The following is a 24,051-nucleotide window of genomic DNA, read 5'->3' on the forward strand; positions in this document are numbered from 1 at the left end:
CGGGCCAGCCACTCGCTGGCCGCTGTGACGTTGACTCCAGCGCCGACCTCACCGCGCTTTTGCGCGTCGCGCACGTATGGCACCAAGAATGCCGTGGTGCGGCGCACCGCGGTGTCACCGTCAGAGATCATGTGCCGCATCAGTTCGGCGTCATCGGCCATCAATCGATTACGGGTGCGATGGTCAAGAAGGATCTTCGCGTGGGTTTGTGCCATCGCGCCGACTTGCTCGGCCAGCGTGGCCTTCGCGGCCATCGCCACCGCGACTTCGCGATAGAACCGCTGCGCCCCGAACTCGATGGCGGCCTCGATGAGCACATTGCGGTCCTCGAAGTAGCGGTATACAGTGCCGCGCGACACGTTCGCCGTCCGCGCGACATCCTGAACGCTGGTGCGCGCGATCCCGAGCTGGGTGAAGCATTCGTTCGCCGCCCCCAGAATTTGGTCCCGGCGATCGAACTCCTCGGCAGAATCCAGCTCGGCAGTGGCCCGTTCCGTCGACATTTCGCTCCTCGTGCCCTGATTGCCGCCCGCCCCGAAACAACTATCTTACGCGACAAATATGCCCGATGTGTTCCATCGATGGCCAGAATTACTGGCATCGAACCGGTGGTTAGTGGTCATTTCTACATATACCGTCTACTTGTTTAGTATGGATCTTTGCCGGACGTTGCGTCAGGGCTTGATCGCGCGGAAGGGACTGGGGCGTGGACCTGGGTGTGGCGGGGCGCAACTTCGTTCTCGTCGGCGGCACCACCGGGATGGGGTTCGCCGCCGCCCAGCAACTCGCCGAAAACGGCGCGAACGTGGCGCTTTTGGCTCGGGACGGCGACCGGGCCCGCGACCGCGCGGGGCAACTGAGTGCCGCCCACGACGTCCGTGCGGTCGGCATCGCCGTTGACGCCGCCGCCTCCGGTGATGGCGTGGATCGCGCGATCGATTATGCGGCCGCGAGCCTCGGTCCGCTACGAGGCCTGGCGGTGACAGCGGGTCCGATGAACCAGCAAGGGCCGTTCCTCGAACACGGCGACGAATCGTGGGACTGGTACTACCAGCTGATCCTGATGGCAACGGTGCGCTCTTGCCGCGCCGTAATCCCCCACCTGCAGCGCAACGGGGGCGGGACGATTGTGACCACCGCCGCGTACTCGGTACGGGCGCCAAAGATTCTGATTCCGCCCTACAACGCGCTGAAGGCGGCTGTGCTGACGTTGTCGAAGATCCTGGCCAAAACGCACGGTCCCGACCGCATCAGGGTGAACACCGTGTGCCCGGGACTGTTCGACACCGAGGTGAACGATTTCATTCGCGCCCAGCGGGCAGCAGAGTACGGGGTGGCGCTGGAGGACGCGATCTACACGCATCTGGCAAGCAATCCGGACTGGAATATGCGGGTCGCCCTCGGCCGCGGCGGCCGCCCCGAGGAGGCGGGTGAGCTGATCGCCTTCCTCCTCAGCGACAGGGCGGCGTTCATGACGGGCGCGGCCGTCAACATCGACGGGGGCACGGATTTCTGACGCTCTCAGATACCAATCTCGTCGGCGAGCAGTCGCCGGTGAAAGGAGGCGTCGCCCAGCAGGTGTCCCGACGATTGAGCACGCTTGAAGTACAGATGGGCGGGATGTTCCCAGGTGAACCCGATGCCACCGTGGATCTGGATGTTGGCGGCGGCGGCCCGGGCGTACGCCTCCGAACAGCACGCCTTCGCCAACGACGCCACCGCCGGCAATTCGGGCGAGCGTCGGGCCGCGGCTCGCACCGCGTAATAGGCTGCCCCGCGGGCACATTCGACGTCGAGGAATACATCGGCGCACTTGTGGCGGATGGCCTGGAATGAGCCGATGGGCTTGCCGAACTGCCTGCGGGCCTTCGCGTAGGCGACGGCCATCTCGAGGCAGCGTTGCGCGCCACCGACCTGTTCGGCGGCCAGTGCGGCGCAGCCAAGTGCGAGGGTCGACCGCAACACCGCTTCCGCGCCGCCTTCACAACCGACGAGCGACGCCGGCGTAGCACTGAATTCGATGCGGGACTGTTTTCGGGTCGGGTCCAGGGTGGACAGCCCGCGCCGGGTGACGCTGTCGAAGCGCTCGACGGCGAACAACGACAATCCGGAGTCAGTCTGGGCGGCTACCAAGAGCACAGCGGCGCTGCAGCCATCGACGACATAGGTTTTGGCTCCGTCCAGCACCCACCCGTCGGCCGTTTCTCGCGCCCGCGCTTGGATGGCGCCGGCCTCCCAGCGGCCCGACTCCTCGGTGACCGCGAGGCTGGCGATCACGGCCCCGGAGGCGATGTCCGGCAGGTATCGCCGCTGGGCCGCGTCGTCGCCCGAACCGAGGAGCGCGCTCGACGCCAGGACCGCCGATGCGAAGTACGGCGAGGGAACCAGGGCGCGCCCCAGCTCCTCGGCGACGACACCGAGTTCGACGAAGGTGAAGCCCTGCCCGCCGAATTCTTCCGGGATCGCGAGCCCCACCAAGCCCAGCTCGTGGGACATCTGCGCCCACAACAGCGGGTCGTAGCCCAGCGGTGCTTCCATGTGCCGACGCACCTGCACCTCGTCGGCCTTGCTCTCGAAGAAGCTGCGCACGACGCGGCGTAACTCGTTCTGCTCATCGGTGAATCCGAAGCTTATTCCGTGGCCAGACATCTCAAGACTCCGCGGTCCCGCGGCCGGTCGCGCTGACCCGTGGTATTTGCGCACCCCGGCGCAAAGTGCGCAGCCACTCACCGACGGCGGCGGGGGCCGGGACCGGTGCGTCGAATCGTCCGGGATCGGCGGCCCAGAACTCTTCCCACGAGGGAAACGCGTCGTGGAAAGAGCCGTCCTGGCCGGGGCTGCCGGGCCAACGCACCTTCTGTGGGCCGACCGGCGGGTCGGTGATGTCGCTGCGGTACCAGAAAAGCGGAGTGCGACGCACGAAATACCAACGGCCGTCGCGCCGTTCGTAGCGGTCGAGATAGGCCAGCATCTCGATGAACCACGCGGTCTCGGTTTCCAAGTCGTTGCGCGAGTAGACAAGTCCGCTCGCGGTGTCGGCGCCGTGAACGTCGATGACGTGGCCGAGGACGCCGTGCGCGCTGCCCAGCAGCGTCGGACGGACCTCTGCGTCGTACCATTGGCGCATCGCGTCGCGTCCGCGGCGCTTGCCCGGCACCCCGACGTCATCGACGAAAAGGTTTGCCAGGGAATCGAAGTCGCGCATGTCCAACGCCACCGCGTACCGCGCCGCCAGCTGACGGATGTCTTCGATGGCCTCCAGGCGGGCGATACGCGCCTCCAACCCGGTCATGCCAGCCCCCCCGACGCCACAAGCTGCACCAGCCGTGGCTTGTCGATCTTGTTCGTGGTGGTGTACGGCAGCCGATCGGCGTCGGGGAGGATCACCCACCGCTTCGGAACCTTGTACGCGGCCAGTTCCTTTCGGCACGCCGCCATGAGCTCGTCTTGTGAGATGCGCCGCCCTTGATTGAGCACGACGACGGCGCAGACGACCGCGCCCTTGTCCGCGTCCGGAACGCCGACGACATAGGCGATCCGTACGCCGTCGACGCCGCCGATCACCGCCTCGACCTCCACCGGCGCGACGTTCGCGCCCGACGTCTTGATCATGTCGTCGGTGCGTCCGGCGAAGAACAGGAAGCCGTCGTCGTCCAGGTATCCGGCGTCCTTCGTGTGATACCAGCCGTCGTCGTCGAACAGGTCGCTGTGCTGCCGTCCGACCATGCCGCGCATCATGGCCGTCCCCCGCACGCAGATTTCCCCCGCCATCCCGTGGGGCAGCTCCACGCCCGACTCGTCGACAACCTTGTGCTGGTAGCCGGGTGCCGATACCCCGAGCGAACCGCGCTTGCCTTCGGGCACCGGTTCGTGTGGCGGCCACCAGGTGTGCGAACTGCACGTTTCGGTCATCCCCAACTGGGTGACCAGCAGCGACGGATCGGCCGCGCGCAGTTCCGGCGGCAGCAGGACCTGGTGGTATCCCGCGCGCAAACTTGATAGATCGGTGGACGAGAAGTTGGGATGATTCGCCAGTGCCCGGCCCACGTGAGGGAATCCCGTTGCGTAGGTGGCCCGTTCGGATTCGAGCAGGCGCAGCACGTCGCCGGCGTCGAACTTGTGCTCGGTGAGAATGGTGGCGCCGGTCTGCATCGGTCCGAGCAGACCGAAGACCAACCCGGCAACCCAGAAGAACACCATTGGGATGTAGACCCGGTCGTCGGGTTTCCACTCGTGCTGCGTTGCGACGAAGCGAGAGTGTGTGATCGCGGTGCCGTGCGTATGGATGACGCCCTTCGGGTCCGAGGTGCTTCCCGATGTGTAGATGACGACCAGGTCGTCGGAAGCGCGGACGGTCGATTCGCACGCGCGCAGAAACGCTTCGGGCACCGCGTCTGGCCACGCACTGGGCCAGGCCCGCTCGGTGTCGCCGAGGGGAAAGACGTTGCGCAACTGGGGTAGTCGCTCCAGGGCCAGCTGCGCTCCCGAGGTCGGAAAATCACCCGCGGCCTCCGTGACCCGCGCCAGCATGTCCTTGCCGAGCAGTGAATCGACCGACAGCAGGGTGTGGATGTCGGCGTCGCGGAGCAGCCACCGCAGCTCCTGCGGCTGAAAGAAGGTGTTGATCGGCACCGCGACGGCGCCGATCCGGGTGGCCGCCAGGAAGGCGACCGCGAAGTCGGGTCCATTGGGCGCCAAGATTCCGACCCGAACGCCTTTGGTGATCCCCGCCGCCAGCAGCCGCCGCGCCATCTCGGCGGACCGTGAATCGGCCTGCGCGTAGGTGATCCGCTCGATCGTCCCCCCGCCGGCCGAACTGACGACGAAGTCGTTGTCGCCGTACGCAGCGACCAGGTTGGTCAGCATCGTCGGGACGACGGGTGCATATGGCAACGGGTCGTAGCCGAACGTTCGTGCGGATTCACCCATGGCGCGTCGTTTCACAACTCATTCCACGACCCACCGCGGCTCCCGCTTCTCCGCGAACGCGAGCATTCCTTCCCGGTAGTCGGGGTGGGTCAGCTGGTGTTGCAGCACATAGCGGTATGCGACGTCGTGGGCCGCGCTCAGCCCGACATCGAGGCTGCTCCACATCGCCTTGATCGATGCCTGGACCGTCGCCGGCGAGAGTTTCGCGATGTCCAAGGCGATTTCGCGCGCTCGCTGTTGCAGCCGGTCCGCGGGCACGACCTCGTTGATCAGGCCGATCTCGTAGCCCCGCTGCGCGCTGATCCGGCCCTGCTTGGTCATGAGCCCCAGCTGCATCACCATCGACAGCGGCATTCTGCGCAGCAGCACCGCGGGCTCGAGCGCGAAGACGTTGCCCACGGCCAAATGCGTGTCGATCAGCTCGGCGTGCTCGGCCGCGATGATGAGGTCGGCGTCGGCGACCTGGTGCAGGCCGCCGCCGACGACCATTCCGTTGAGCGCGCAGATGACCGGTTTCCACACGTTGTGGTGCAGCCGCGAGCCGGGAACCTTGTTGCGGATGCCGCCCTCGGCCGTTGCCCGGATGTCCTGGCCCGCGGAGAACGCGCGGTCTCCGGCTCCGGTGATGATGGCCACCCGGACGTTCGGGTCCTCCCGCACCCGTGCCCACGCGATGCCGAGCTCGGTGCGGGTCAGGTCGTCGGTGGCGTTGAGCCGCTCCGGTCGGTTGATCGTGATGGTGGCGACCCGCTCGCTGACGTCGAACAGGATTCTCTTCAGTTCCACGACATCCCCTGGCATCGATTCGTAGCAGTAAACACTACAGCAGCATCTGTCCTGTCGTTCCGGATCGACGTCATGGCATCCACTGCCCGCCCGACACCGAAATCAGCTGGCCGGTGACATGTTTGGCCGCGGGGGAGCACAGAAAGGCCACCACGCCGGCTACGTCGTCCGGCTCACCGATGTTTCCGGTCAACGTTGTCCGGCGCATCTGTGCCAGCTCGTCGGGCGTCTTGCGCGACAACAGCCACGGCGTCGCGGTGGTGCCGACCACGACGGTGTTGACCCGGATGGCATGCGCACCGAGCTGAACGGCCATCAGGCGGCTCAGCCCTTCCACACCGGCCTTGGCGGCCGCATAGGCCGGGGGTCCGGTCCGCACCCCGTGGGCGGACACCGAGCTGACGTTCACGATGACCCCGCCGCCGTGGGCGACCATCTGCCGGGCGGCGAGCTGCGCCATCACGAAGGTGCCCTTGAGGTTCACGTCGACGATGCGGTCCCAGTCCTCGTCCGTCTGCTCGAGAAATGTTCCTGGCAGTGTCATTCCCGCGTTGTTGACCAACGCCCGAACGGGCCCATACCGGTGAGCCAATCCGCTCAGCGCCTCCTCGACCGCGTCACGGTCGGTGATCGATACGTTCATCGGGACGAGCCACCCCGATCTCGCGTCGTCCGATTCCTGCGCTCGTGCAATGGCCTTCGCGTTCACATCGATCGCGGCTACCCGGTGCCCGCTGCAAATCAGCGCGGCCACAATCGATTCTCCGATGCCACGCGCTCCTCCGGTGACGACCGCGAGGGGACGAGAGTCACCCGACACGCTGCCCACTTCCCCGTCCTGGTCCGGAGGTCGTGCCGGTGCGCTCGATCGCGGCGATCGAGGGCCGGACCAACTCCACGGATTCGGCCATCAGACACGACAAATCACCGTGTCCGCCGCCGGCGACCCACGAGTCGATCGCGGCGCGGTTGGCGGCGTTGATCAGCGTGGCGGCCAGCCGTGGCCGCAAGTCCGGTTGGGTGTCGCTGCCCAGCCAGCGCGCCACTTCGGCGGTGAGCTGATCGATCCAGTCCTCGTTGATCCGCAGCATCGTCGCGCGCAACGCCGGGAGGCCGTGATACATCCGCGCGCGGACCAGGAACATGTCGGGCTGATCGACGATGGCCCGAGCCACGGCCATCGAGGTCTCGGCAAGGGCGTCGCACAGGGAGTCGGAGCCCGCGGCGCGGAACCGGCGGATCGCCTCCTGCAGCCGCTCGGCGTAGCCGTCGAACAGGATGTCTTCCTTGCTGGCGAAGTGATGGAAGAACGTGCGCGGCGCGACCCCCGCCGCCGCCGAGATCTGGTCGACGGTGGTCCCCTCGTAGCCCTGCGCGGTGAACAGTTCGATCGCCGCATGGAGGAGCGCCTGCCGGTTGCGCAACCCGCGGGCCCGTCGTTGGTCCATGCTCACACCCCTGCAAGCGTGGCGGTTCCGGAGCTCAGGGCGACGACGTCATCCTGCAGCGTTCGGAAACGCACCGAATCTTCGGTTCGCCAGATCTCTGTCCGCAGCGGGGCATCGAGCTTCACCTGCTTGGAGAATCGGCAGCCTAAGGATGCCAACGACCGGGGATCCCCGTCGGCGATCCGGCCGATCACCGCCCGGGCGGCGAATCCCAGCGTGCACAGCCCATGCAGGAAAACGTCCTCGAAACCGTACTTGCGAGCCGCCTCCGGGTCGATGTGCAGCTGGTTGCGGTCGCCCGAGAGCCGGTAGAGCGCGGCCTGCTCGGGTCGGACGACGTCGTCGAACACGGCATCCGGCGGCCCGTCGGGGTCCGGTTCGGCAGCGGGTCCACGCTCGCCGCCGAAACCCCCCGCACCGAGAACCATGGTTTGAGACCTGGCGACGAAAACGGTCCCGTCCGGATCGGCGCCGAGGCTGGTCAACTCCACCACGGCGTGTTTGCCCTTGTCCCACACGGCCGACACCTCGGCTTGCACAGACAATTCCCCGCTGGCGCCGATAGGCCGGTGCAGTTCCAGCGACTGTGCAGAGTGAACGATCGGGTACGTCCCCAGGTCGAGCACGCTGCGCAGGTCCTTGACGGCCCACCAGTTGGCCACTAGGGCAAACGTCGGCAGGACATCCGGACCGCAGGCCTCGTTGAGCAGCCTCAGCTCGGAAGGCGGGCGGGCGCCCACCCCCAACGCGTAGAGGATCACGTCAGTCTCGCCCCAGCGGAAGGTGCTCGGCGGCAAAGCGGTTCCGAGGGCAGAGTCTGACAGAGTCACGGCACCTCCCCACTAGACGGATTGACGATATCTGTCTAATCGTGCAGTATTGTCGCAGTCAGTGCAACTACTTTTCTCGACGGACAGCGGGAGGGACCGACATGAAGTTCGGCGTGTTCATCCTCGGCGACAAGCCCAACCACCTCAGCGAGCGGGAGGTGCTGGCCAACGTGCTCGAGGAGGCGCGCTGGGCGGAGGAACTCGGTTACGACGAGATCTGGCTGGCCGAACATCACTTCTCCCCCTACGGCATGCTTCCCGACCTGCCACAAGTGGCCACCGCGATCGCCGCGCAGACCGAACGCATCCGCATCGGTACCGCATGCATGGTGGCGCCCTTCCACGAACCTATTCAGTTGGCCGAACGGATCGCTATGGTCGACGTTCTGTCCGGCGGCCGCTTCGACGCCGGCTTCGGGCGCGGCTATCAGTCCCATGAGTTCAAGGGCTTCGGCATCTCGATGGACGAGGCCACCGGTAGATATCAGGAGTGCGTAGAGATCGTCAGCCGCCTGCTGACCGAAGAGAACGTCACCTTTGAAGGCAAGTACTTCCAACTCGAGGACGTCACGATTTACCCGCGGCCCGCGCAGCAGCCGATCCCCGTGTGGGGCACCGTGATGAAGACGCCGTCGAGTTTCGAGTGGCTGGCCGAGAAAGGCTTCGGGGCGATCATCGGCAATCCCTACCAGGTGGACCCGGATCTGCAGGGAGCGCTGGACATCTATCTGAAGGTGCAGTCCCAGAAGGGACTTGACGCCGCCACCGGCAACGTGTGGGCGCTGCTGAACGCCTTTTGCCACCAGGACGACGCGTTCGCCCGCAGCTATCCGCGCGAGAGCGTCGAGTTGTCCATTCAAACCCATCGCAAGTATTCGAGCCCATTCGAGCGGGGCGGGGAGATTCCGGCCGACTACAAGGCTTACTCGGACTGGTTCGAGAAGCACGACAAGCAAAGCTACGAGCAGGTGTTGAATTCGCACCTGACGCTGATGGGCGATCCGGACCGGATCGTCGAGAAGATGCGCACCGTCATCGACATGGGCTGGCGCAACATCATCTTGCGCATGTCGCGAGGGGGCGCGATGGACCGCACGAAGGTGTACGAGTCGATGAAGTTGTTCGCCCAAGAGGTGATCCCTGCGGCGACCGAGCTCGCGGCAGCCGCGGCTTGAGCCAGCAACTCGCCGACCGCATCCGCGCGGTTCTCTCACTCGATCCGCGGGCGCCCGCGATCGAGTTTCAGGGCCGGTGGGTGGATTGGCAGGTGTTGTCGGACATCGCCGCGGGCGTTCAAAATTGTTTAAAATCAGCCGATTTGGGGCAGGGATCTCCCGTCGGCCTGGTGCTCCGCAATGAGCCCGCGATGGTCGGGGCCATGCTCGGCGTGTTGCTCACCGGTGGTTGCGTGGTCACAATAAACCCGTCACAGGGCGACGCCGGGCTCTGCGCGGATGTCCGGGACCTGCGGTTGCCCGCGGTGGTGGCGGTGCAGACCGACTGGGAGCGCTCGGGAGTCGTCGACGCCGCGGCCGGGTCGCTGGGCGTTCGGGTGTCGAATGCCCCATTCGGCGTCACCGCTGTGGACGGTCTCGAACGTCCCGGACCGGGGCCGTTCCGCCCGCCCGCCGACGGCGTCGCCGTCGAGATGCTGACGAGCGGCACCACGGGTCCGCCTAAGCGAATACCGCTTTCCTACAGCTCGTTTGAGCACACCGTCGCAGCGGCGGGCGCGCATTACCGCGTCAGCAGCGGGCATGACGCGCAACTGAGACTGCGCTCGGGCGTCGCCATCGTCTCCTCTCCCCTGGTGCACATGTCCGGGCTGTTCCGCACTTTGCTCAACATCTGCGAGGGAAGAAAGATCGCGCTCCTGGAGCGATTCCGGGTTCCGGACTTTGTGGATTTGCTACTTCGGCATCGCCCGAAGGCCGTGAGCCTGGTGCCGTCGGCGATGGCGATGGTGCTCGACGCGGGCGTCGATCCGGAGGCCTTTTCCAGCGTCGAGGTGGTGACCTCGGGTACCGCGCACCTGCCGGTCGACGTGCAGACACAGTTCGAGTGCCGCTACGGCGTCGCGGTGCTGCCGTCCTACGGGGCAACGGAATTCGCCGGCGGTGTGGCCGGCTGGAACCTCGCCTTGCACCGGCAGTGGGCGACAGCCAAACGCGGAAGTGTGGGACGCCCGCAGAGTGGCCGGGAGATCCGTGTCATGTCCCTCGAGGACGACACCGAAATGCCGGCCGGCGAGCAGGGCCGCATCGAGGTTCGCACCACGGGCGGGGACTGGGTGCGGACCACCGACCTCGGCCGGGTCGACGCCGACGGTTTCGTGTTCATCGACGGGCGCATCGACGACGTCATCATTCGCGGGGGTTTCAAGGTCAATCCGGACGAGATCGTCGGCGTGCTCCGGAGCCATCCGGCCGTCCGGGATGCCGGCGTGACCGGCCTGCCCGATGAACGGCTCGGCCAGGTGCCGGTCACTGCGGTCGAGTTGGCCGACGGCGCGCGCGCCACGCCGGAGGACCTGCTCGCCTACGTGCGTGAACGGGTGAGCCGTTACTACGTCCCCGCCCGGCTGATCGTGGTCGAGGAGTTGCCCCGCACGCCGTCGCTCAAGGTCAGCCAACCAGCGCTGCGCGAACTCTTCGAAGGGACAGCAAGTTGACGACCCGAGGTGTGGCCGCGATTGTCGGTGTCGCCGACGAGGTTTCGGCCAGCGGTGTGATCGATGTGCCACTGCGCGAGCTCGAGGCGCGCGTGATCACCGCCGCCCTGGCCGAAGCGGGCCTGTCGCTGCGCGACGTCGACGGGCTGTGCACCTGCACCGGCGGAACGCTCATGCATTCGGTGGAGCTGGCCGAGTACCTGGGGATGGCGCCTCGCTTCACCGACGCGACGCAGACCGGCGGCGCCAGCTACGGTTTGTACGTCGAGCACGCCGCCGCGGCGATCGCGGCCGGCGAGGCAGAGACGGTGGTGATCGTCTACGCCTCGACGCCGCGCGCCGCGCGCAAGCGTGGCCAAAAAGGCCTCGGCGTCTTCGCCACGCCCGAGCGGCTGGAATGGGAGACGCCGTTCGGGGTGATGCTCCCCATCAGCGCCTACGCCCTAGCCGCCAACCGGCACATGGCCACCTACGGGACGACGGCCGAGCAACTGGCACAGATAGCCGTCGACACCAGGCGGTGGGCGGCGATGAACGAACGGGCTCACCTGCGCGAGGCGATCACCGTGCAGGACGTCCTGGACTCCGGCTTCCTTGCCGAACCGCTACACAAGCTGGAGTGCTGCCTGGTCACCGACGGCGCCGCGGCACTGGTGGTCACGAGCGCCGAGCGCGCCCGCGACCTGGCCAAGCCGCCGGCCTTCGTCCTGGGTGCGGCGTCGTCGGCTTCGCACGCGATGATCTCCCAAATGCCCGACCTCACCGTCACGCCCGGGGCGGTGTCCGGGCCGGCCGCGTTCAGAGCCGCGGGGCTCACCCCTGCCGACATCGACGTCGTCGAGCTCTACGACTCGTTCACCATCACGGTGTTGCTGGCGCTCGAAGACCTGGGATTCTGCGGCAAGGGCGAAGGCGGTCCGTTTGTCGCGGACGGCGCGTTGGGGCCCGGCGGCACGCTACCCGGTCAGACGTCCGGCGGCGGCCTCGCCTACACCCACCCCGGGGCGTTCGGGGCCTTCCTGCTCGTCGAGGCCGCGCGGCAGTTGCGCGGGGAATGCGGCGAACGCCAGGTCCCGGACGCGAAAACGGCTGTCGCACATGGCACCGGCGGGGTGCTCTCGGCCACCTCGACGGTGATTCTGGGAACGGAGGCCACGCTGTGACCGATACGCTGCCGGTCCCGGAGCCCGGCCCGGCGTCCGCGCCCTTCTGGGACGCGACCCGGCGTCGCGAGTTGACGGTCCAACGATGCGAATCGTGCGCCCTGCTCGTCTGGTACCCACGGTTCGTCTGCCCGCACTGCGGCGGATCGTCGCTGGTGTGGGAGAAGCTGAGCGGAGACGGGGTCGTCTACGCGGTCAGCGTGCACCATCGGGCCGCGATCCCGGCTCTGGCCGACAAGGTGCCCTACTCGGTGGTCCTGGTCGATCTGGACGAAGGAGTTCGCCTGATGTCGAACGTGTTCGGTCCACCTCCCGCGGTCGGTGACCGCGTCGCCGTGGCGTGGGTGCCGCTCGAGGACGGTCGCAACCTTATGGTTTTCGAGCCGAAGTGAGCTCCGAGACCGCGCTGCGACGTACCCGCGAAGAACTGGTGCTACGGCACGTCGCGGCCGAGAATGCGCGCGACCTGGAGGCGGCAATGGCCACCTTCACCCATCCCCGCTACGAGATCATCCCTACGGGAATGGTTTTCGACGGTGACGAGGCGGTCCGCGCAATGTTGATGCAGCAGTGGGCGGATCTCCCCATGCTGCAATACTCCGCCGAGGCGCTCTACCACGGGGAGGACGGGTTGATCGTGGAAACCCGAACCACCGCACCCGGCACACCGATCGACATGCTGAGCATCAACCTCTTCGGCTTCCGAGGACCCGACCTCGTCTTGGAGCGCTGCTACTTCGACCGGATGCTGCTGGCGGAACAATTGGGTTCGATCGGGAAGGCGTAGACGAGGGCCTCGTCACTATCGAACGATTGAACAGATTTCGTCATATTGTAGACTCCTTGGCGTACCGCACATCCGTGAAGGAGTCGTGATGGCCACGCCGTTAGACGCCGGGATCCGGCCGCTTACCGACGACCACGCGCTGGAGTTGTATCGCCTGATGAGCAAGGTGCACCATAGCGACCAACGCGTGCGAAAGGGCCTGTCTTCCGGTGAAATCGCGATGAGCTACTGGCCGGTGGACGGCCAGGAGGCGATGTCGGCCGGGGCCGCGCTCGCCCTGTCAAACACCGACCAACTGGTCACCACCTATCGCGGACTCGGCGACGTGGTGGCCAAGGGCATCGACCTGCCCGGGTATTTCGCCGAGATCCTGGGCCGCGGCACCGGTCTGTCGAAGGGCAAGGCCGGCGCCATGGGCATCTACGACCCCGACCACGGCATCGCGTGGACCACCGGCATCGTCGGTGCGGGCCCGCTGATCGCGAACGGGATCGCATCGGCGGAGGCCATCAAGGGCAGTGACCGCGTGGTGCTGGTGAGCTTCGGCGACGGGGCGACCAGCATCGGCTATGTCCACGAGGCAATGAACATGGCGGCGCTGTGGGCGCTTCCGGTGGTGTTCTTCTGCCAGAACAACGCGTGGGCCGAATGCACGCCGGTGGCGGGTTATACCCGCACGGCGCGATTGTCCGACCGCGCCGCCGGCTACGCGATGCCCGGCGTCACGGTCGACGGCACGGACCCGCGCGCGGTGTACCAGGCCGTGGCCGAGGCGGCCCAGCGCGCACGGTCCGGGGGCGGCCCGTCGTTCGTCGAAGCCGCCGCCTACCGCCTGCAGGGCCACTACTTCGGCGACCAGATGCCCTACGCCGACCCCGACGAGCTTGCGGCCAAGCGCGCGGACCCGCCCTTCGCGCGGTATCGGCGGCGGCTGATCGACGAGGGCCTGGCCGACGAGGCCGATCTCGACCGCATCGACTCGGATCTCATTGCCGCGATCGACGCGGCCTTCACCGCCGCGCGCGACGCCGAGCCCCCCGGCGACGACGAACTGACCCGCGACGTGTTCGCCGCGCACGGCAGCGAGCTTGCGGCACCGGCGACAGAGCGCGCCGCGATCCCCGAGGGCGAAACCGAGACCCTCGGCCTCGTCCAGGCGATCCACCGCACGCTGGACCGCGCGATGGCGGCCGACGAGTCGATCGTGCTGCTCGGTGAGGACATCGCCGACCCATCGGGCGGCATGTTCAAGATCACCGCCGGGCTGTCCACCAAGTACGGCAGCCACCGGGTGCGCGACACCCCGATCGCCGAGTCCTCGATCATCGGCGCCGCCGTTGGTGCCGCGCTGGGCGGGCTGCGACCGGTCGCGGAACTGATGTTCATGGACTTTCTCGGCGTGGCCATGGACCAGATCGCCAACCACGCCGCCAAGATCCGCTATATGTCAGGCGGCCGACAGGGCGCCCCGATGGTCATCCGCGCCATGGTGGGTACGGCCGCCGGGCCGCAACACTCGCAGGCGTTCGAGGCGTGGGCGATGCATACGCCGGGCATCAAGGTGGTGTGGCCCAGCACCGCCGCCGACGCGGTCGGGCTGCTCAATGCCTGCCTGGCTGAGGACGATCCATGCCTGTTCATCGAGTCGATGAAGCTCTACTACGGCGGCGGCAAGGGACCCGTGCCGAAGGCCGACTACGTCATCCCGCTCGGCCAGGCCGACGTCAAACGCGCGGGCACCGACGTCACGATCTGCACCTACGGCAGCCTGGTCCACGCCGCGCTCGATGCCGCCGATCAGCTTGCCGCCGAGGGCGTTTCGGTGGAGGTGGTCGACCTGCGCAGCCTGGTGCCGTTGGATCTGGCCACCGTCCTTGAATCCGTCCGCGTCACCCGTCGCCTGGTCGTCGCCCACGAATCCGTCGGATTTTGCGGCCCGGGCGCCGAGATCGCCGCGGCCGTGGGGACGGAGCTTTTCGGCGTGCTGGCGAGCCCGATTCAGCGCGTGGCCGGCACCTACACGCCCGTGCCGCGGGCGGCGACATTGGAAGCCGCCTGCCGCCCGGACGCCGCGCGGCTTGTCGAAGCGGTCAGGAGGATCGCGTGACGGAGGTGCGGATGCCGAAACCGGGCGACGCGATCACCGAGGCCGAGGTCACCGACCTCTACGTGGCGGACGGTGCGCACGTCTCCGAGGGGGATCCGCTGTACCAGATCGCCACCGACAAAGTCGAGATGGACATCGAAGCACCGGCCAGTGGCATCGTCACGTGGAAGGTCAGCGCCGGGACGACCTATGACGTCGGTGAACTGCTCGCAGTGATCGAGGCACGGTGAACGCGCTACCGGATTCCGTCGACGTCGACCTCTGCGCCCCCGAGCTCGACGGCAGGATCGACGGCGACACCCTGACCGTCACCATCAACCGACCGGAGAAGAAGAACGCGGTCACCGCGGACGGCTATCACGGGATCAAACGGGCAGCGATGATCGTCGCCGACGAACCCGACCTGAACTTCCTGGTGATCACCGGGACGGGCGACGTGTTCTGCGCGGGCGGCGACATGAACGCGGTGCAGAATCCAGACCGCAGGTGGGACGCGTTCACCGAGTCTTATGACGGCACACCGTTCGAAACGCTGGTCAGGATACCGAAACTCGTGGTCTGCGCCGTCAACGGCATCGCCATGGGCGGCGGCTTGGTGATGACCTTGTTCGCCGATCTGGTCGTCGCCTCCGATCGCGCCCGGTTCCGGGTCCCGGACCTCACCCGCGGCGTGTATGAGGCGTTCGTCGCCGCCCGACTGCCACAACGACTGGGCACGCTAAGGGCCAATCACCTGATCTACGGCAATGATTGGGTCGATGCGCAGGAGGCCGAGCGTCTCGGACTGGTCGGCAAGGTCGTTGCGCACGACTCCCTTCGGTCGGAAGTCGATGCGTTGCTCGAGCGAGTGCGGAAGACGGGCCCCGCCGCGCGCGCGGCAGTCAAGCGCGAAATGGCGCGCGCGCTACCGCCCGTCGACGTGACGGGCTACTGGTCTTCAATAGGAACCGCCGAACAGATCGAGGCCTTCACGGCGTTCCTGCAGAAGCGATCTCCAGATTGGGCAGTCAACCATGATCGAGACGCGTTCGTCCAAACCAGACGATCGGCGTGGCTGGCTCCGCAAGAGGACGGCTGACAGCCCATGACCGAGCTACCGCAGGGCACGCCGGAACTGACCGGCTGCGAGGAGATCCTCGTGGCCGACGACGGTCCCGTCCGGATCGTGACGCTGAACAACCCGGACGACGCCAACGCGGTCAACAACAGAATGCACACCGCGTTCACCCGGCTGTGGGCGACTCTGGCCGAAGACCCTGATGCGCGGGCGGTGCTGATCACGGGGACGGGCGATTACTTTTCCGCCGGCGGAAACCTGGTGGAGTGGTTGGAAACCCACGTCAACAACCCGGTGACACGGCGCGCCGGGATGCGCGACGCCCGCCGCATCGTGCGCGACATGATCGACTTCCCGCTGCCCGTGGTCGCGGCCGTCAACGGGCCCGCGGTCGGCTTCGGGTGCAGCATCGCGGTTTTGTGCGACATCGTCCTGATGTCCGATCGGGCGTTCTTCGCAGATACACATGTCGCGAGCGGGCTGGTGGCCGGCGATGGTGGTTCAGTGCTGTGGCCGTTGCTGATGAGCCTGTTGAAGGCCAAGGAGTATTTGATGCTCGGCGAGCGCATCAAGGCCGACAAGGCCGTCGAGTTGGGTCTGGCCAATCGGGTCGTGCCGCACGCGGAGATCAAGCTGGAGGGGCTGTCGATCGCCCACCGCCTGGCCGCCCTGCCACCGAGGGCGGTGCAGGACACGAAGCGGACGCTGAACCTGCATGCCCAGCGCGCGATCACCGGCATCCTCGAATACGGGATCTCGGCCGAGACAGAGTGTTTCACCACACCCGAACACCGGGCTGCCATCGACAAGTTCCTCGGCCGACAGTGACAGTGAGCGATCCTCTGATTCGCCGCGAGGACCACGACGGCGTCGCCTTGGTCCTGCTCAACCGGCCGCGACAGCGCAACGCCCTGCGCTACGAGTCGTGGACCGAACTGTCGGAGGCGCTTTACGCCGTCGTCGACGACAACGTTCGCGGCGTGGTGCTGGCGGGTGCGGACGGATTCTTTTGTGCGGGTGGTGATTTGAAGACCGGACCGGCACACGGCAGTGGCCCGCTGGGCCCGGCCGGGCGCGTCGAACATGCCCAACGGGTGATGGAGCAACTCAAAGCACTGCCGGTGCCGACCATTGCCGCGGTCGAGGGAGCGGCCATCGGCCTCGGGTGGAGCCTGGCGCTGTCGTGCGACCTGGTGGTGTGCGCATCCGACGCCTACTTCGCCGCCCCGTTCGTGGCCCGCGCCGTGGTTCCCGACGGCGGGCTGGCGTGGCGCCTCACCCAGCAGTTGGGCAAGCAACCCGCGGCGTCGCTGCTGCTACGCGGAGTCCGCCTGTCGGCGTCCGAGGCCGAGCGGCTGGGATTGGTCACCGATGTGGTGGATCCGGGTTCGGCGATCGCGCGTGCGCGGGCCATCGCCCTCGAGCTGGCGCAAGCCGACGCCGGGGCGGTCGAAATGACCAAGCGGCTGATCAATTCCGCTGAGGCCGCGCAGCTTGCCGCGTTCCATCCGCTCGAGCTAGCGATGGCGACGGTGGCGCAGCAGCGATCGGCGGCCGCCAAAGGACGAGCCGCCTACTCCTGAATTCAGCGCGGCATTCCCAAACCGACCGTCGAGATCAGGTCGCGTTGGATCTCGCTGGTGCCACCGCCGATCGTGTGGAGCAACGACAGCAGCAGACCCTCGGAGAAGTGCCCGTCGAGCACGGCGTCCGGGTCGTCCGGCATGAGTTCGCCTGCCGGACCGAGGATCTGAGCTCCGAGTCCGCGCAGCTCGGCGGTCAATTCGGAGTGATAGAGCTTCGACAATGACGGCAGCGCGGGATCCAGCGCGCCGGCCGCCTGCAGGTGCGCGACCCGATAGGACAGCGCGCGGCCCACCTCGACGCGTTCGACGGCGCGCGCCAGCGCGATGCGGTTGGCGGGATCGGACAGCGGGTCGCACGTCGAGCCCCTCTGCGCATGGCACCAGTCGATCAGCTCATCGAGATAACGCTGGGCCTGAGCCGCCCGGGTGATGTTCGACCGCTCGGCGTCAAGCAGCGCCTTGCCGACCGTCCAGCCCTCCCCCTCGGCGCCCACGAGGTTGGCGGCCGGCACCCGCACAGCGTCGAAGAATTCCTCGGCAAACGTCGGATACCCGGTCATGGACCGGATGGGCCGGCGCGTGATCCCCGGACTCTCCAGGTCCACCAAGAAGAACGAGATTCCGGCCTGGCGCTTGTCCGCCACGGGCGAGGTGCGAGCCAGCACGAAGATCCAGTCCGCGAGCACGCCGTTGCTGGTCCAGGTCTTCTGCCCGTCGAGGACGTACTCGTCGCCGTCTCGCCGGGCCGTCATGCGCAGCGACGCCAGGTCCGAGCCGGCCTCCGGCTCCGAATAACCCTGTGCCCACATCCGTTCCGAGCGCGCGATGGCCGGCAGGTGCTCCGCCTTCTGTTCGGGCGTCCCGTATTTGAACAGCACCGGCGCCAACATGTTCACGCCATTGGTATTCACCAGCGGTGCCCCCGCATAGGCGAGCTCCTCGCGGATGACCACCTGTTCGACGATTCCGCGCCCGCCGCCCTCGTATTCGGCGGGCCAATGCGGCACGAACCAGCCCTGCTCGTGCAATGCCCTGCAGAACGCGACCGCACGCCCGTGGGCGTCGCGCGGCAGGTAATCGGGATTGGCCGCAGTGCGCCGGAACTCGTCGGCGAGGTTGTCCGCCAGCCACCCGCGGATCGCAGTCCGCAGCGCCTCTGTGCTCTCGTCACCGCCGAATTGGATGATGGGCTTGCACGGCATGGCTAGATGCGTTCGGTGGGTTTGGAGCCCTTCTTCATCAGCTCCGCCATGAATTGCTGAAACTCCTTGCTGCCGGTCACCATCGCCTGCAGGTCGTTCGTGGCCTGCTGATGAGTGCGAAATCCCATCGTCTCCCACGCGCGGATGACGCCGGACTTGACGGCCTGCAACGTGATCAGCGGCGCCTTGGCGATCTGGGCGGCAAGCTCCTCCACGGTGGCCTCGAGCTGGTCGGCGGGGACAACGCGGTTCACCAGACCAAACTCGAGCGCTTCCGCCGCGCTCAACCGCTGAGCCGTGTACAGGTATTCGGCGGCCCGCTTGTAGTTCATGAAGACCCAGGGTTCGAACATGGTCTCGGCGCCGGGCAGCCCGAAGCCCGGGACCAGGGGCATCTGGAACCACGCGTCCTCGGAGCAGACGGTGATTTCCGGGATCAGCGCCCAGGTCGTGCCCCCACCGATCGCGTACCCGTGCACCTGGGCAATCACCGGCTTGGGAAATTCCCACAATTTCAGCACCGGCCACAGGAACAACTGCGCGGCGGAACGCCACACCTTCCCGGACGCTTGCAGTTCCGCCATGAACTCCGGGTACGCACCGGTGGGGATGTGACCGGAGCAGAACCCCTTGCCGTTGGCCTTGATGATGACAACCTTGATGTCGTAGTCGTACTGCGCGTCGTCGAGCGCCTCGTTGACGCTGTGGACCATGTCCGAGCTCTGGGCGTTGGCGGCGTCCGGGTTGTTGAGGATGATCCGCGCGATCGGGCCGTCCTTCTGGTAGATCACGTGCTCGAGTTCTCGCGTTTCCATCGTTCGTCCTCCTCAACACCGGGCAGACGATCACCACGCCGTCAGCATGGTGCAACTATACATATTATGTATTAGTGTTCTTTGGCGAAGGGGTGGTGCCGATGACGACGATCGAGCTACGTTGGGATCCGTTCGACCGCGCGTTGCACCAGAATCCGTACGGGGTCTGGAAACGGCTGCGAGACGAAGCGCCAACTTACTACAACGACCAGTACGGCTTCTACGCTTTGAGCCGGTTCGCCGACGTCATGGAAGCGTCGCTGGATACGGAGACGTTTTCCTCGTCGCACGGGATCACTCTCGACGCGATCACCGACGAACCGTGGCCGTCACCACGGGCGATGATCATGATGGATCCACCCGACCACACCGCACTGCGGAAAATGGTCAATCGCACGTTCTTTCGCACCCAGATCGCCCGGCTCGAGGAACGGGTGCGCTCGCTGTGCTGCGACTACCTGGATGCCTTTGTCGGCACCGACGGCTTCGACTACGTGCGCGATTTCTCGATGAAGCTACCGGTGATGGTGATCAGCTCGCTGCTGGGTTTCCCCGAGGAAGACCACGACAACCTGCGCGAGTGGTCGGACGCCCAGCTCCACCGCGACGAGGGCAGCACCGAGCTCAGCGAGCAGGGCCAACAGGACAAGGGGAAACTGCTCGGCTACTACGCGGATCAGATTCAGCGTCGCAGGGCCATCCCGACCGACGACATCGTCGGCAACCTGATGAACTCCGACCTGGTTCAGGCGGGTCGCGAGACCCGTCGGCTGGACGATGGCGAAGTGTTGATGTTCATCGCGATGATCAACGTCGCCGGCAACGAGACGGTCGCGCGCCTGCTGGGATGGGCCGCGCTGACACTCGCGCAGTACCCCGACCAGCGGGCCAAGTTGGTCGACAAACCCGACCTGATCGGCAACGCCGTGGAGGAACTGCTGCGCTATGACGCGCCGTCGCCCGTGCAGGGCCGCTACACGAAACGCGATGTCACCTACAACGGCACGCTCATCCCCGCGGGCTCGCGCGTTGCCCTGCTGACGGGATCGGCGGGCCGCGACGAACGCCAATACGACAACCCGGATGCCCTTGACGTCGAGCGCAGCGGAATCCGGCACATCAGCTTCGGCCACGGTTCACACTTCTGCCTGGGCGCGGCGCTGGCCCGCCTCGAGGCCCGGGTCGCGCTCGAAGAGACGTTGAAGCGTTTTCCGACCTGGGACGTCGACCAGGGCGCGGTGACGTATGTGCACACCAATTCCGTGCGCGGGCCCGCCAGCGTGCCGCTGCAACTATGACGCCCGACCTTGCAGTCCACACCGACGACTCAGTGCTCTGGTTGGTCCTGGACCGCCCCGACGCCGGCAACTCGGTGACGCGGGCGATGCAGCAGGCCCTCATCGAAAACCTACGATCCGCGTCCGACGACCCGACCGTCAGGGCGGTGGTGCTCACCGGCCGCGGGCACAAGCATTTTTGTACGGGACCGAATCTGCGGGACCCGGGAATGCAGCCCAAGAAGGATCGGGTTGCGGGCGACGCCGCCCGCATCCTGCGTACCGGGTCTCAGGCGGTGGTGTCCGCGTTGCTCGACTGCGAGAAGCCGGTGCTGTGCGCGCTCAACGGGATCGCCGCCGGCGTGGGCGCCAGCATGGTGCTGGCGTGCGACCTCATCGTGGCCTGCGAAAGCGCCCGCATCATCGAGCTTTTCGCGCGGCGCGGGCTGGCACCCGACGGGGGCGCCGCCTACCTGCTGGCGCGCAAGGTCCCGCTCAACGTCGCAAAGCAGCTGCTGTTCTTCGGCGAGGAGCTCTCCGCCGCGGAGGCCGAGCGCATCGGACTGGTCAACAAGGTCGTTGGCGCCGATGACCTGGAGGCCGAGACGGCCGCCTGGGCCCAACGGCTCGCCAGCGGGCCCACCCGCGCGCTGGCGGCGGCCAAGACGATGCTGAATCAGGCGTTCGACGTCGACCGCGATGCCGCGTTTCGCACCGAGGCGCTGTTGGTGGAGCAGGTCGCCGCGACCGACGACGTCGCCGAGGGCATAGCGGCCTTCACCGAGCGCCGCGACCCCAACTTTCGTGGACGCTGAGAGACGCGAATGACGCTGCACCGGAACGCCACGTCGCTGGACGGCCGGGTCGCCGTCGTCACCGGCGGGGGCGGTGGGATCGGAAGCGCCATCGCCGCGGCCCTCACCGAATTCGGCGCCCGGGTGGCCATCTGGGAAAAGGACCAGCAGAGCGCCGCGGCGGTGGCCGCGCGCGTCGGCGGCCTCGCCTGCGTCACCGACGTGCGCAACCCCGAACAGGTCGACGCGGCGCTGGCCACCACCGTCGACGCGTTAGGGGTTCCGACCATCCTGGTCAACAATGCCGGCGGGGTCTTCTGGTCCGGTCTGCTGGACACCTCGCCCAACGGCTGGGATGCCCTGATCCGGATCAATTTGACGCAGGTGCTGCTCTGCACGCAGCGCGTAGCGCGGGCCCTGGTCGAGGCGGGACAAGGCGGCAGCGTCATCAACATCAGCACCATCGAGGCGGTACGCGCCGCGCCTGGGTTCGCCGCCTACGCCGCGGCCAAAGCGGGGGTGGTCAACTTCACCAAGACCGCCGCGCTGGAACTGGCACCGCATAACATCCGCGTCAATGGGCTCGCACCCGACTTCACGCTCACCGACAGCCTGGAGAAGATGGCTCCCAACGGCGTCGAGAACGCCAAATTCATGGTGCCGATGGGTCGCGCCGGCCACGTCGACGAAATGGCCGGGGCGGCAATCTTCCTCGCCAGCGACCTCAGCGCGTACGTGACCGGGCAGACGCTGCACGTCGACGGCGGAACGTCAGCGGCCTGCGGCTGGTATCACCATCCGCAATCGTGGCAGTACGTGCTCGGCCCGCCGAGACCGGTGCCCTAGCCCCGATGCACGACGCTGAAGTTCGGGACCTGTTGGCGAAGGAGGAGATTCGTCAACTGCCCTACCGTTACGCCGCGGCGATCGAAGCGCGGGACGTCGACGCGATGGCCGAGTTGTTCGTCCCGCACGCCCGGTTCGGCGACCACGGTGAGGGTCGTAAGGCGTTGCGCCGGTTGATGTCGGCTAGCGTGGACGCAAGCGTGTTCGCCGTCATCCTGGTCGCCAACCACCTCGTCGAGCTCGACACCGAGGACCGCGCCCACGGGCGGGTCTGGGCCCAGTGTTTCGCGCAGACCAACGCCGATGGGTTCATCGAGCAGCTGATCAAGTACGAGGACCGCTACGAGCTTCACGGCGGGCGTTGGCTTTTCCTGCACCGAAGGCATCGCCTGTTCTACGGCGTGAGCCGCCCGACGTCACCCCTGATGCAAGAAGCCGCCTCCTGGCCACGAAACCAGATCGGGGTCGGTGACCTACCGCTGACGGACCCGGTGTTCGCGGCTTGGTGGCGGAGCAACGCGGCGACGCGGACCGACGGGGAACAGCGGCCGTGAGCGCCGCACGTTGCCTGGCCGAGGGGCTGGCCTTCCCCGAAAGCCCGGTCGTGTACGACGACGGTTCCGTCGTGGTCTCGGAGATGGCGGCCGGCAGGATCACCCGCGTCCGCCCGGACGGCGTCATCGAGACGGTCGCCGAGACCGGCGGCGGCCCCAACGGGGTGGCCCGGCTTCCGGACGGTCGACTGGTGGTCTGCCAGAACGGTGGCTCCACCTTCGGGTTCGGCCCCTGGCCGTACGACTTCGTCGGTTGCGCAACGCTTTTCCGGCCGGTGGGGCCGCCCGATCGCCCCTTCGTTCCCGGGCTGCAGTTGGTCGAAGCCGACGGTCGGGTCAGCGCTCTATGCACCGAATTCGCCACGCGCTCCGGCGGCACGCTGCCGCTGATGCGGCCCAGCGACATCTGCGTTGACGGCGATGGCGGCTTCTATGTCACCGACGGCGGAACCGTGCGCAACCGCAGCCGCGGCATGACGGGACTGCTCTACGGCACCGTCGACGGTGGGCTTCGCGAGATCGTCTACCCACTCGAGATGCCCAACGGCGTGGCCCTGTCCCCCAACGGGGCGTTGCTCTACGTGGCCGAGACCCGCACGCGCCGGGTCTGGGAGTTCACCCTCGACGGGCCCGGAGTGGTGTCCCGGGCGCGCGGTCTGGCAACTGTGCCCAGCGGTGGTCCGCTGAATGTCGGAGGGGCCGACGGGCTCTGCGTGGACGCGGCCGGGCGGATACTCGTCGCGACATTGGGTACGGGCGGTGTCACGGTCTTCTCGCCAACCGGAGAACTGCTGGGCACCATTTCCGCCGACGACCCGATGACCACCAACGTCGCGCTGAGCCCCGACGGTGACACCGTGTTCATGACGCTCGCCTCATCGGGACGACTGATGATGGTGGAGAACTGGCGGGATCGCTTGGGCGCCACCCGCGCATCACCGTGAAGCTGGGCCGGCGCCGGCTGCGTTCGCCATTCGCTCCCGCCGGAAGACCGCTACTCATATCCGGCGCGGTCATCCCCACCATTGTTGGCGCGGCGGTGATCGCTGCGTTGGCCCTGTGGGGTCTTCCGACCGGCACGGCGCTGGCCCAACAACATGTATTGAAGTTCAACATCGTTGTGGCGGCTGGCTATTGCGTTGTCAGCCTGCCATTTGCGGTGATCTGCGGCTACTTGTGGATGAGCCTGCCATCGGGCG

General features: G+C 67.0%; 26 protein-coding genes. 16 read left to right on the top strand and 10 right to left on the bottom strand.

Annotated features, from left to right (window positions below):
* Nucleotides 1–503 (bottom strand): TetR/AcrR family transcriptional regulator (locus A5673_RS02305; protein WP_068226914.1); only part of this gene is annotated, 503 nt, incomplete at its 3' end.
* Nucleotides 504–706: 203 nt separating this feature from the next.
* On the opposite strand from A5673_RS02305, the gene A5673_RS02310 reads away from it, so the two are divergent.
* The gene (locus A5673_RS02310) at nt 707–1,516 is read left to right on the top strand and encodes an SDR family NAD(P)-dependent oxidoreductase (protein ID WP_082958507.1); all 810 of its coding nucleotides are present in this window, start codon (nt 707–709) and stop codon (nt 1,514–1,516) included.
* A 5-nt stretch (nt 1,517–1,521) separates the two neighbouring features.
* On the opposite strand, the gene A5673_RS02315 is transcribed toward A5673_RS02310, so the two are convergent.
* From A5673_RS02315 to A5673_RS02345, 7 genes are all read right to left on the bottom strand, one after another.
* Nucleotides 1,522–2,649, bottom strand: coding sequence for an acyl-CoA dehydrogenase family protein (locus A5673_RS02315; protein ID WP_068226887.1), 1,128 nt, complete (start codon nt 2,647–2,649; stop codon nt 1,522–1,524).
* A 1-nt stretch (nt 2,650) separates the two neighbouring features.
* Complete coding sequence (locus A5673_RS02320; RefSeq protein ID WP_068226888.1) at nt 2,651–3,292, bottom strand: nuclear transport factor 2 family protein; 642 nt, start codon at nt 3,290–3,292, stop codon at nt 2,651–2,653.
* Nucleotides 3,289–4,929 (bottom strand): class I adenylate-forming enzyme family protein, encoded by a 1,641-nt coding sequence (locus A5673_RS02325; protein WP_068226889.1) that lies wholly within the window; start codon nt 4,927–4,929, stop codon nt 3,289–3,291. The genes A5673_RS02320 and A5673_RS02325 overlap by 4 nt, the downstream gene beginning before the upstream one ends.
* Before the next feature lie 18 nt (nt 4,930–4,947).
* The gene (locus tag A5673_RS02330) at nt 4,948–5,715 is read right to left on the bottom strand and encodes an enoyl-CoA hydratase-related protein (RefSeq protein WP_082958508.1); all 768 of its coding nucleotides are present in this window, start codon (nt 5,713–5,715) and stop codon (nt 4,948–4,950) included.
* 70 nt (nt 5,716–5,785) lie between these two features.
* Nucleotides 5,786–6,544 (bottom strand): SDR family NAD(P)-dependent oxidoreductase, encoded by a 759-nt coding sequence (locus A5673_RS02335; protein ID WP_369806457.1) that lies wholly within the window; start codon nt 6,542–6,544, stop codon nt 5,786–5,788.
* On the bottom strand, nt 6,525–7,163 hold the full coding sequence (locus tag A5673_RS02340) for a TetR/AcrR family transcriptional regulator (protein WP_068226891.1): 639 nt from the start codon (nt 7,161–7,163) through the stop codon (nt 6,525–6,527). Before A5673_RS02340 ends, A5673_RS02335 begins: the two co-directional genes overlap by 20 nt.
* Nucleotides 7,164–7,165: 2 nt before the next feature.
* Nucleotides 7,166–7,993 carry a MaoC/PaaZ C-terminal domain-containing protein gene (locus A5673_RS02345; RefSeq protein ID WP_068226892.1) on the bottom strand — a complete coding sequence of 276 codons (828 nt, stop codon included), beginning with the start codon at nt 7,991–7,993 and terminating at the stop codon, nt 7,166–7,168.
* 101 nt (nt 7,994–8,094) lie between these two features.
* On the opposite strand from A5673_RS02345, the gene A5673_RS02350 reads away from it, so the two are divergent.
* From A5673_RS02350 to A5673_RS02395, 10 genes are all read left to right on the top strand, one after another.
* Nucleotides 8,095–9,168, top strand: coding sequence for an LLM class flavin-dependent oxidoreductase (locus A5673_RS02350; protein WP_068226893.1), 1,074 nt, complete (start codon nt 8,095–8,097; stop codon nt 9,166–9,168).
* The gene (locus A5673_RS02355) at nt 9,165–10,664 is read left to right on the top strand and encodes a class I adenylate-forming enzyme family protein (RefSeq protein ID WP_068226894.1); all 1,500 of its coding nucleotides are present in this window, start codon (nt 9,165–9,167) and stop codon (nt 10,662–10,664) included. Before A5673_RS02350 ends, A5673_RS02355 begins: the two co-directional genes overlap by 4 nt.
* Before the next feature lie 11 nt (nt 10,665–10,675).
* Complete coding sequence (locus A5673_RS02360) at nt 10,676–11,827, top strand: acetyl-CoA acetyltransferase (protein WP_231970804.1); 1,152 nt, start codon at nt 10,676–10,678, stop codon at nt 11,825–11,827.
* Nucleotides 11,824–12,219, top strand: coding sequence for a Zn-ribbon domain-containing OB-fold protein (locus A5673_RS02365; protein WP_068226896.1), 396 nt, complete (start codon nt 11,824–11,826; stop codon nt 12,217–12,219). Before A5673_RS02360 ends, A5673_RS02365 begins: the two co-directional genes overlap by 4 nt.
* Nucleotides 12,216–12,614, top strand: coding sequence for a nuclear transport factor 2 family protein (locus A5673_RS02370; RefSeq protein ID WP_231970805.1), 399 nt, complete (start codon nt 12,216–12,218; stop codon nt 12,612–12,614). Before A5673_RS02365 ends, A5673_RS02370 begins: the two co-directional genes overlap by 4 nt.
* Nucleotides 12,615–12,702: 88 nt before the next feature.
* Complete coding sequence (locus A5673_RS02375; protein WP_068226898.1) at nt 12,703–14,721, top strand: thiamine pyrophosphate-dependent enzyme; 2,019 nt, start codon at nt 12,703–12,705, stop codon at nt 14,719–14,721.
* Nucleotides 14,718–14,951, top strand: a complete 234-nt coding sequence (locus tag A5673_RS02380; protein WP_082958509.1) for a lipoyl domain-containing protein — start codon at nt 14,718–14,720, stop codon at nt 14,949–14,951. Before A5673_RS02375 ends, A5673_RS02380 begins: the two co-directional genes overlap by 4 nt.
* Nucleotides 14,948–15,799 carry an enoyl-CoA hydratase/isomerase family protein gene (locus tag A5673_RS02385; protein ID WP_068226899.1) on the top strand — a complete coding sequence of 284 codons (852 nt, stop codon included), beginning with the start codon at nt 14,948–14,950 and terminating at the stop codon, nt 15,797–15,799. Before A5673_RS02380 ends, A5673_RS02385 begins: the two co-directional genes overlap by 4 nt.
* Nucleotides 15,800–15,805: 6 nt before the next feature.
* On the top strand, nt 15,806–16,606 hold the full coding sequence (locus A5673_RS02390) for an enoyl-CoA hydratase/isomerase family protein (protein WP_082958510.1): 801 nt from the start codon (nt 15,806–15,808) through the stop codon (nt 16,604–16,606).
* A 2-nt stretch (nt 16,607–16,608) separates the two neighbouring features.
* Entirely contained in the window at nt 16,609–17,361 is a 753-nt protein-coding gene (locus tag A5673_RS02395; RefSeq protein ID WP_231970807.1) for an enoyl-CoA hydratase/isomerase family protein, read from the top strand.
* A gap of 2 nt (nt 17,362–17,363) precedes the next feature.
* Here A5673_RS02395 and A5673_RS02400 read toward each other — a convergent pair whose 3' ends face one another.
* Nucleotides 17,364–18,566 carry an acyl-CoA dehydrogenase family protein gene (locus tag A5673_RS02400; protein WP_068226901.1) on the bottom strand — a complete coding sequence of 401 codons (1,203 nt, stop codon included), beginning with the start codon at nt 18,564–18,566 and terminating at the stop codon, nt 17,364–17,366.
* A gap of 2 nt (nt 18,567–18,568) precedes the next feature.
* Nucleotides 18,569–19,381, bottom strand: a complete 813-nt coding sequence (locus A5673_RS02405) for an enoyl-CoA hydratase-related protein (RefSeq protein WP_068226902.1) — start codon at nt 19,379–19,381, stop codon at nt 18,569–18,571.
* 74 nt (nt 19,382–19,455) lie between these two features.
* Here A5673_RS02405 and A5673_RS02410 point away from each other — a divergent pair, with 74 nt between their 5' ends.
* From A5673_RS02410 to A5673_RS02430, 5 genes are read left to right on the top strand one after another with little or no spacing between them, the layout of a single operon-like run.
* Nucleotides 19,456–20,679 (top strand): cytochrome P450, encoded by a 1,224-nt coding sequence (locus tag A5673_RS02410; RefSeq protein WP_231970809.1) that lies wholly within the window; start codon nt 19,456–19,458, stop codon nt 20,677–20,679.
* Nucleotides 20,676–21,473: an enoyl-CoA hydratase/isomerase family protein gene (locus A5673_RS02415; RefSeq protein WP_068226903.1), complete on the top strand. Its 798-nt coding sequence runs from the start codon at nt 20,676–20,678 to the stop codon at nt 21,471–21,473. The genes A5673_RS02410 and A5673_RS02415 overlap by 4 nt, the downstream gene beginning before the upstream one ends.
* Nucleotides 21,474–21,482: 9 nt before the next feature.
* Nucleotides 21,483–22,298 (top strand): SDR family NAD(P)-dependent oxidoreductase, encoded by an 816-nt coding sequence (locus A5673_RS02420; protein WP_068226904.1) that lies wholly within the window; start codon nt 21,483–21,485, stop codon nt 22,296–22,298.
* Nucleotides 22,299–22,303: 5 nt separating this feature from the next.
* Nucleotides 22,304–22,852: a nuclear transport factor 2 family protein gene (locus A5673_RS02425; RefSeq protein WP_068226905.1), complete on the top strand. Its 549-nt coding sequence runs from the start codon at nt 22,304–22,306 to the stop codon at nt 22,850–22,852.
* Nucleotides 22,849–23,796: an SMP-30/gluconolactonase/LRE family protein gene (locus tag A5673_RS02430; RefSeq protein WP_068226906.1), complete on the top strand. Its 948-nt coding sequence runs from the start codon at nt 22,849–22,851 to the stop codon at nt 23,794–23,796. The genes A5673_RS02425 and A5673_RS02430 overlap by 4 nt, the downstream gene beginning before the upstream one ends.
* The last annotated feature ends 255 nt before the right edge of the window (nt 23,797–24,051 follow it).

The organism is Mycobacterium sp. E3198 (assembly GCF_001667015.1).
Taxonomy (GTDB): Bacteria; Actinomycetota; Actinomycetes; order Mycobacteriales; family Mycobacteriaceae; genus Mycobacterium.

What these genes read in the sequence shown, in the direction of transcription:
- A5673_RS02315 (WP_068226887.1), bottom strand. Translation starts at nt 2,649, where the DNA reads ATGTCTGGCCACGGAATAAGCTTCGGATTCACCGATGAGCAGAACGAG.
- A5673_RS02320 (WP_068226888.1), bottom strand. Translation starts at nt 3,292, where the DNA reads ATGACCGGGTTGGAGGCGCGTATCGCCCGCCTGGAGGCCATCGAAGAC.
- A5673_RS02325 (WP_068226889.1), bottom strand. Translation starts at nt 4,929, where the DNA reads ATGGGTGAATCCGCACGAACGTTCGGCTACGACCCGTTGCCATATGCA.
- A5673_RS02340 (WP_068226891.1), bottom strand. Translation starts at nt 7,163, where the DNA reads ATGGACCAACGACGGGCCCGCGGGTTGCGCAACCGGCAGGCGCTCCTC.
- A5673_RS02350 (WP_068226893.1), top strand. Translation starts at nt 8,095, where the DNA reads ATGAAGTTCGGCGTGTTCATCCTCGGCGACAAGCCCAACCACCTCAGC.
- A5673_RS02375 (WP_068226898.1), top strand. Translation starts at nt 12,703, where the DNA reads ATGGCCACGCCGTTAGACGCCGGGATCCGGCCGCTTACCGACGACCAC.
- A5673_RS02390 (WP_082958510.1), top strand. Translation starts at nt 15,806, where the DNA reads ATGACCGAGCTACCGCAGGGCACGCCGGAACTGACCGGCTGCGAGGAG.
- A5673_RS02400 (WP_068226901.1), bottom strand. Translation starts at nt 18,566, where the DNA reads ATGCCGTGCAAGCCCATCATCCAATTCGGCGGTGACGAGAGCACAGAG.
- A5673_RS02405 (WP_068226902.1), bottom strand. Translation starts at nt 19,381, where the DNA reads ATGGAAACGCGAGAACTCGAGCACGTGATCTACCAGAAGGACGGCCCG.
- A5673_RS02415 (WP_068226903.1), top strand. Translation starts at nt 20,676, where the DNA reads ATGACGCCCGACCTTGCAGTCCACACCGACGACTCAGTGCTCTGGTTG.
- A5673_RS02420 (WP_068226904.1), top strand. Translation starts at nt 21,483, where the DNA reads ATGACGCTGCACCGGAACGCCACGTCGCTGGACGGCCGGGTCGCCGTC.
- A5673_RS02425 (WP_068226905.1), top strand. Translation starts at nt 22,304, where the DNA reads ATGCACGACGCTGAAGTTCGGGACCTGTTGGCGAAGGAGGAGATTCGT.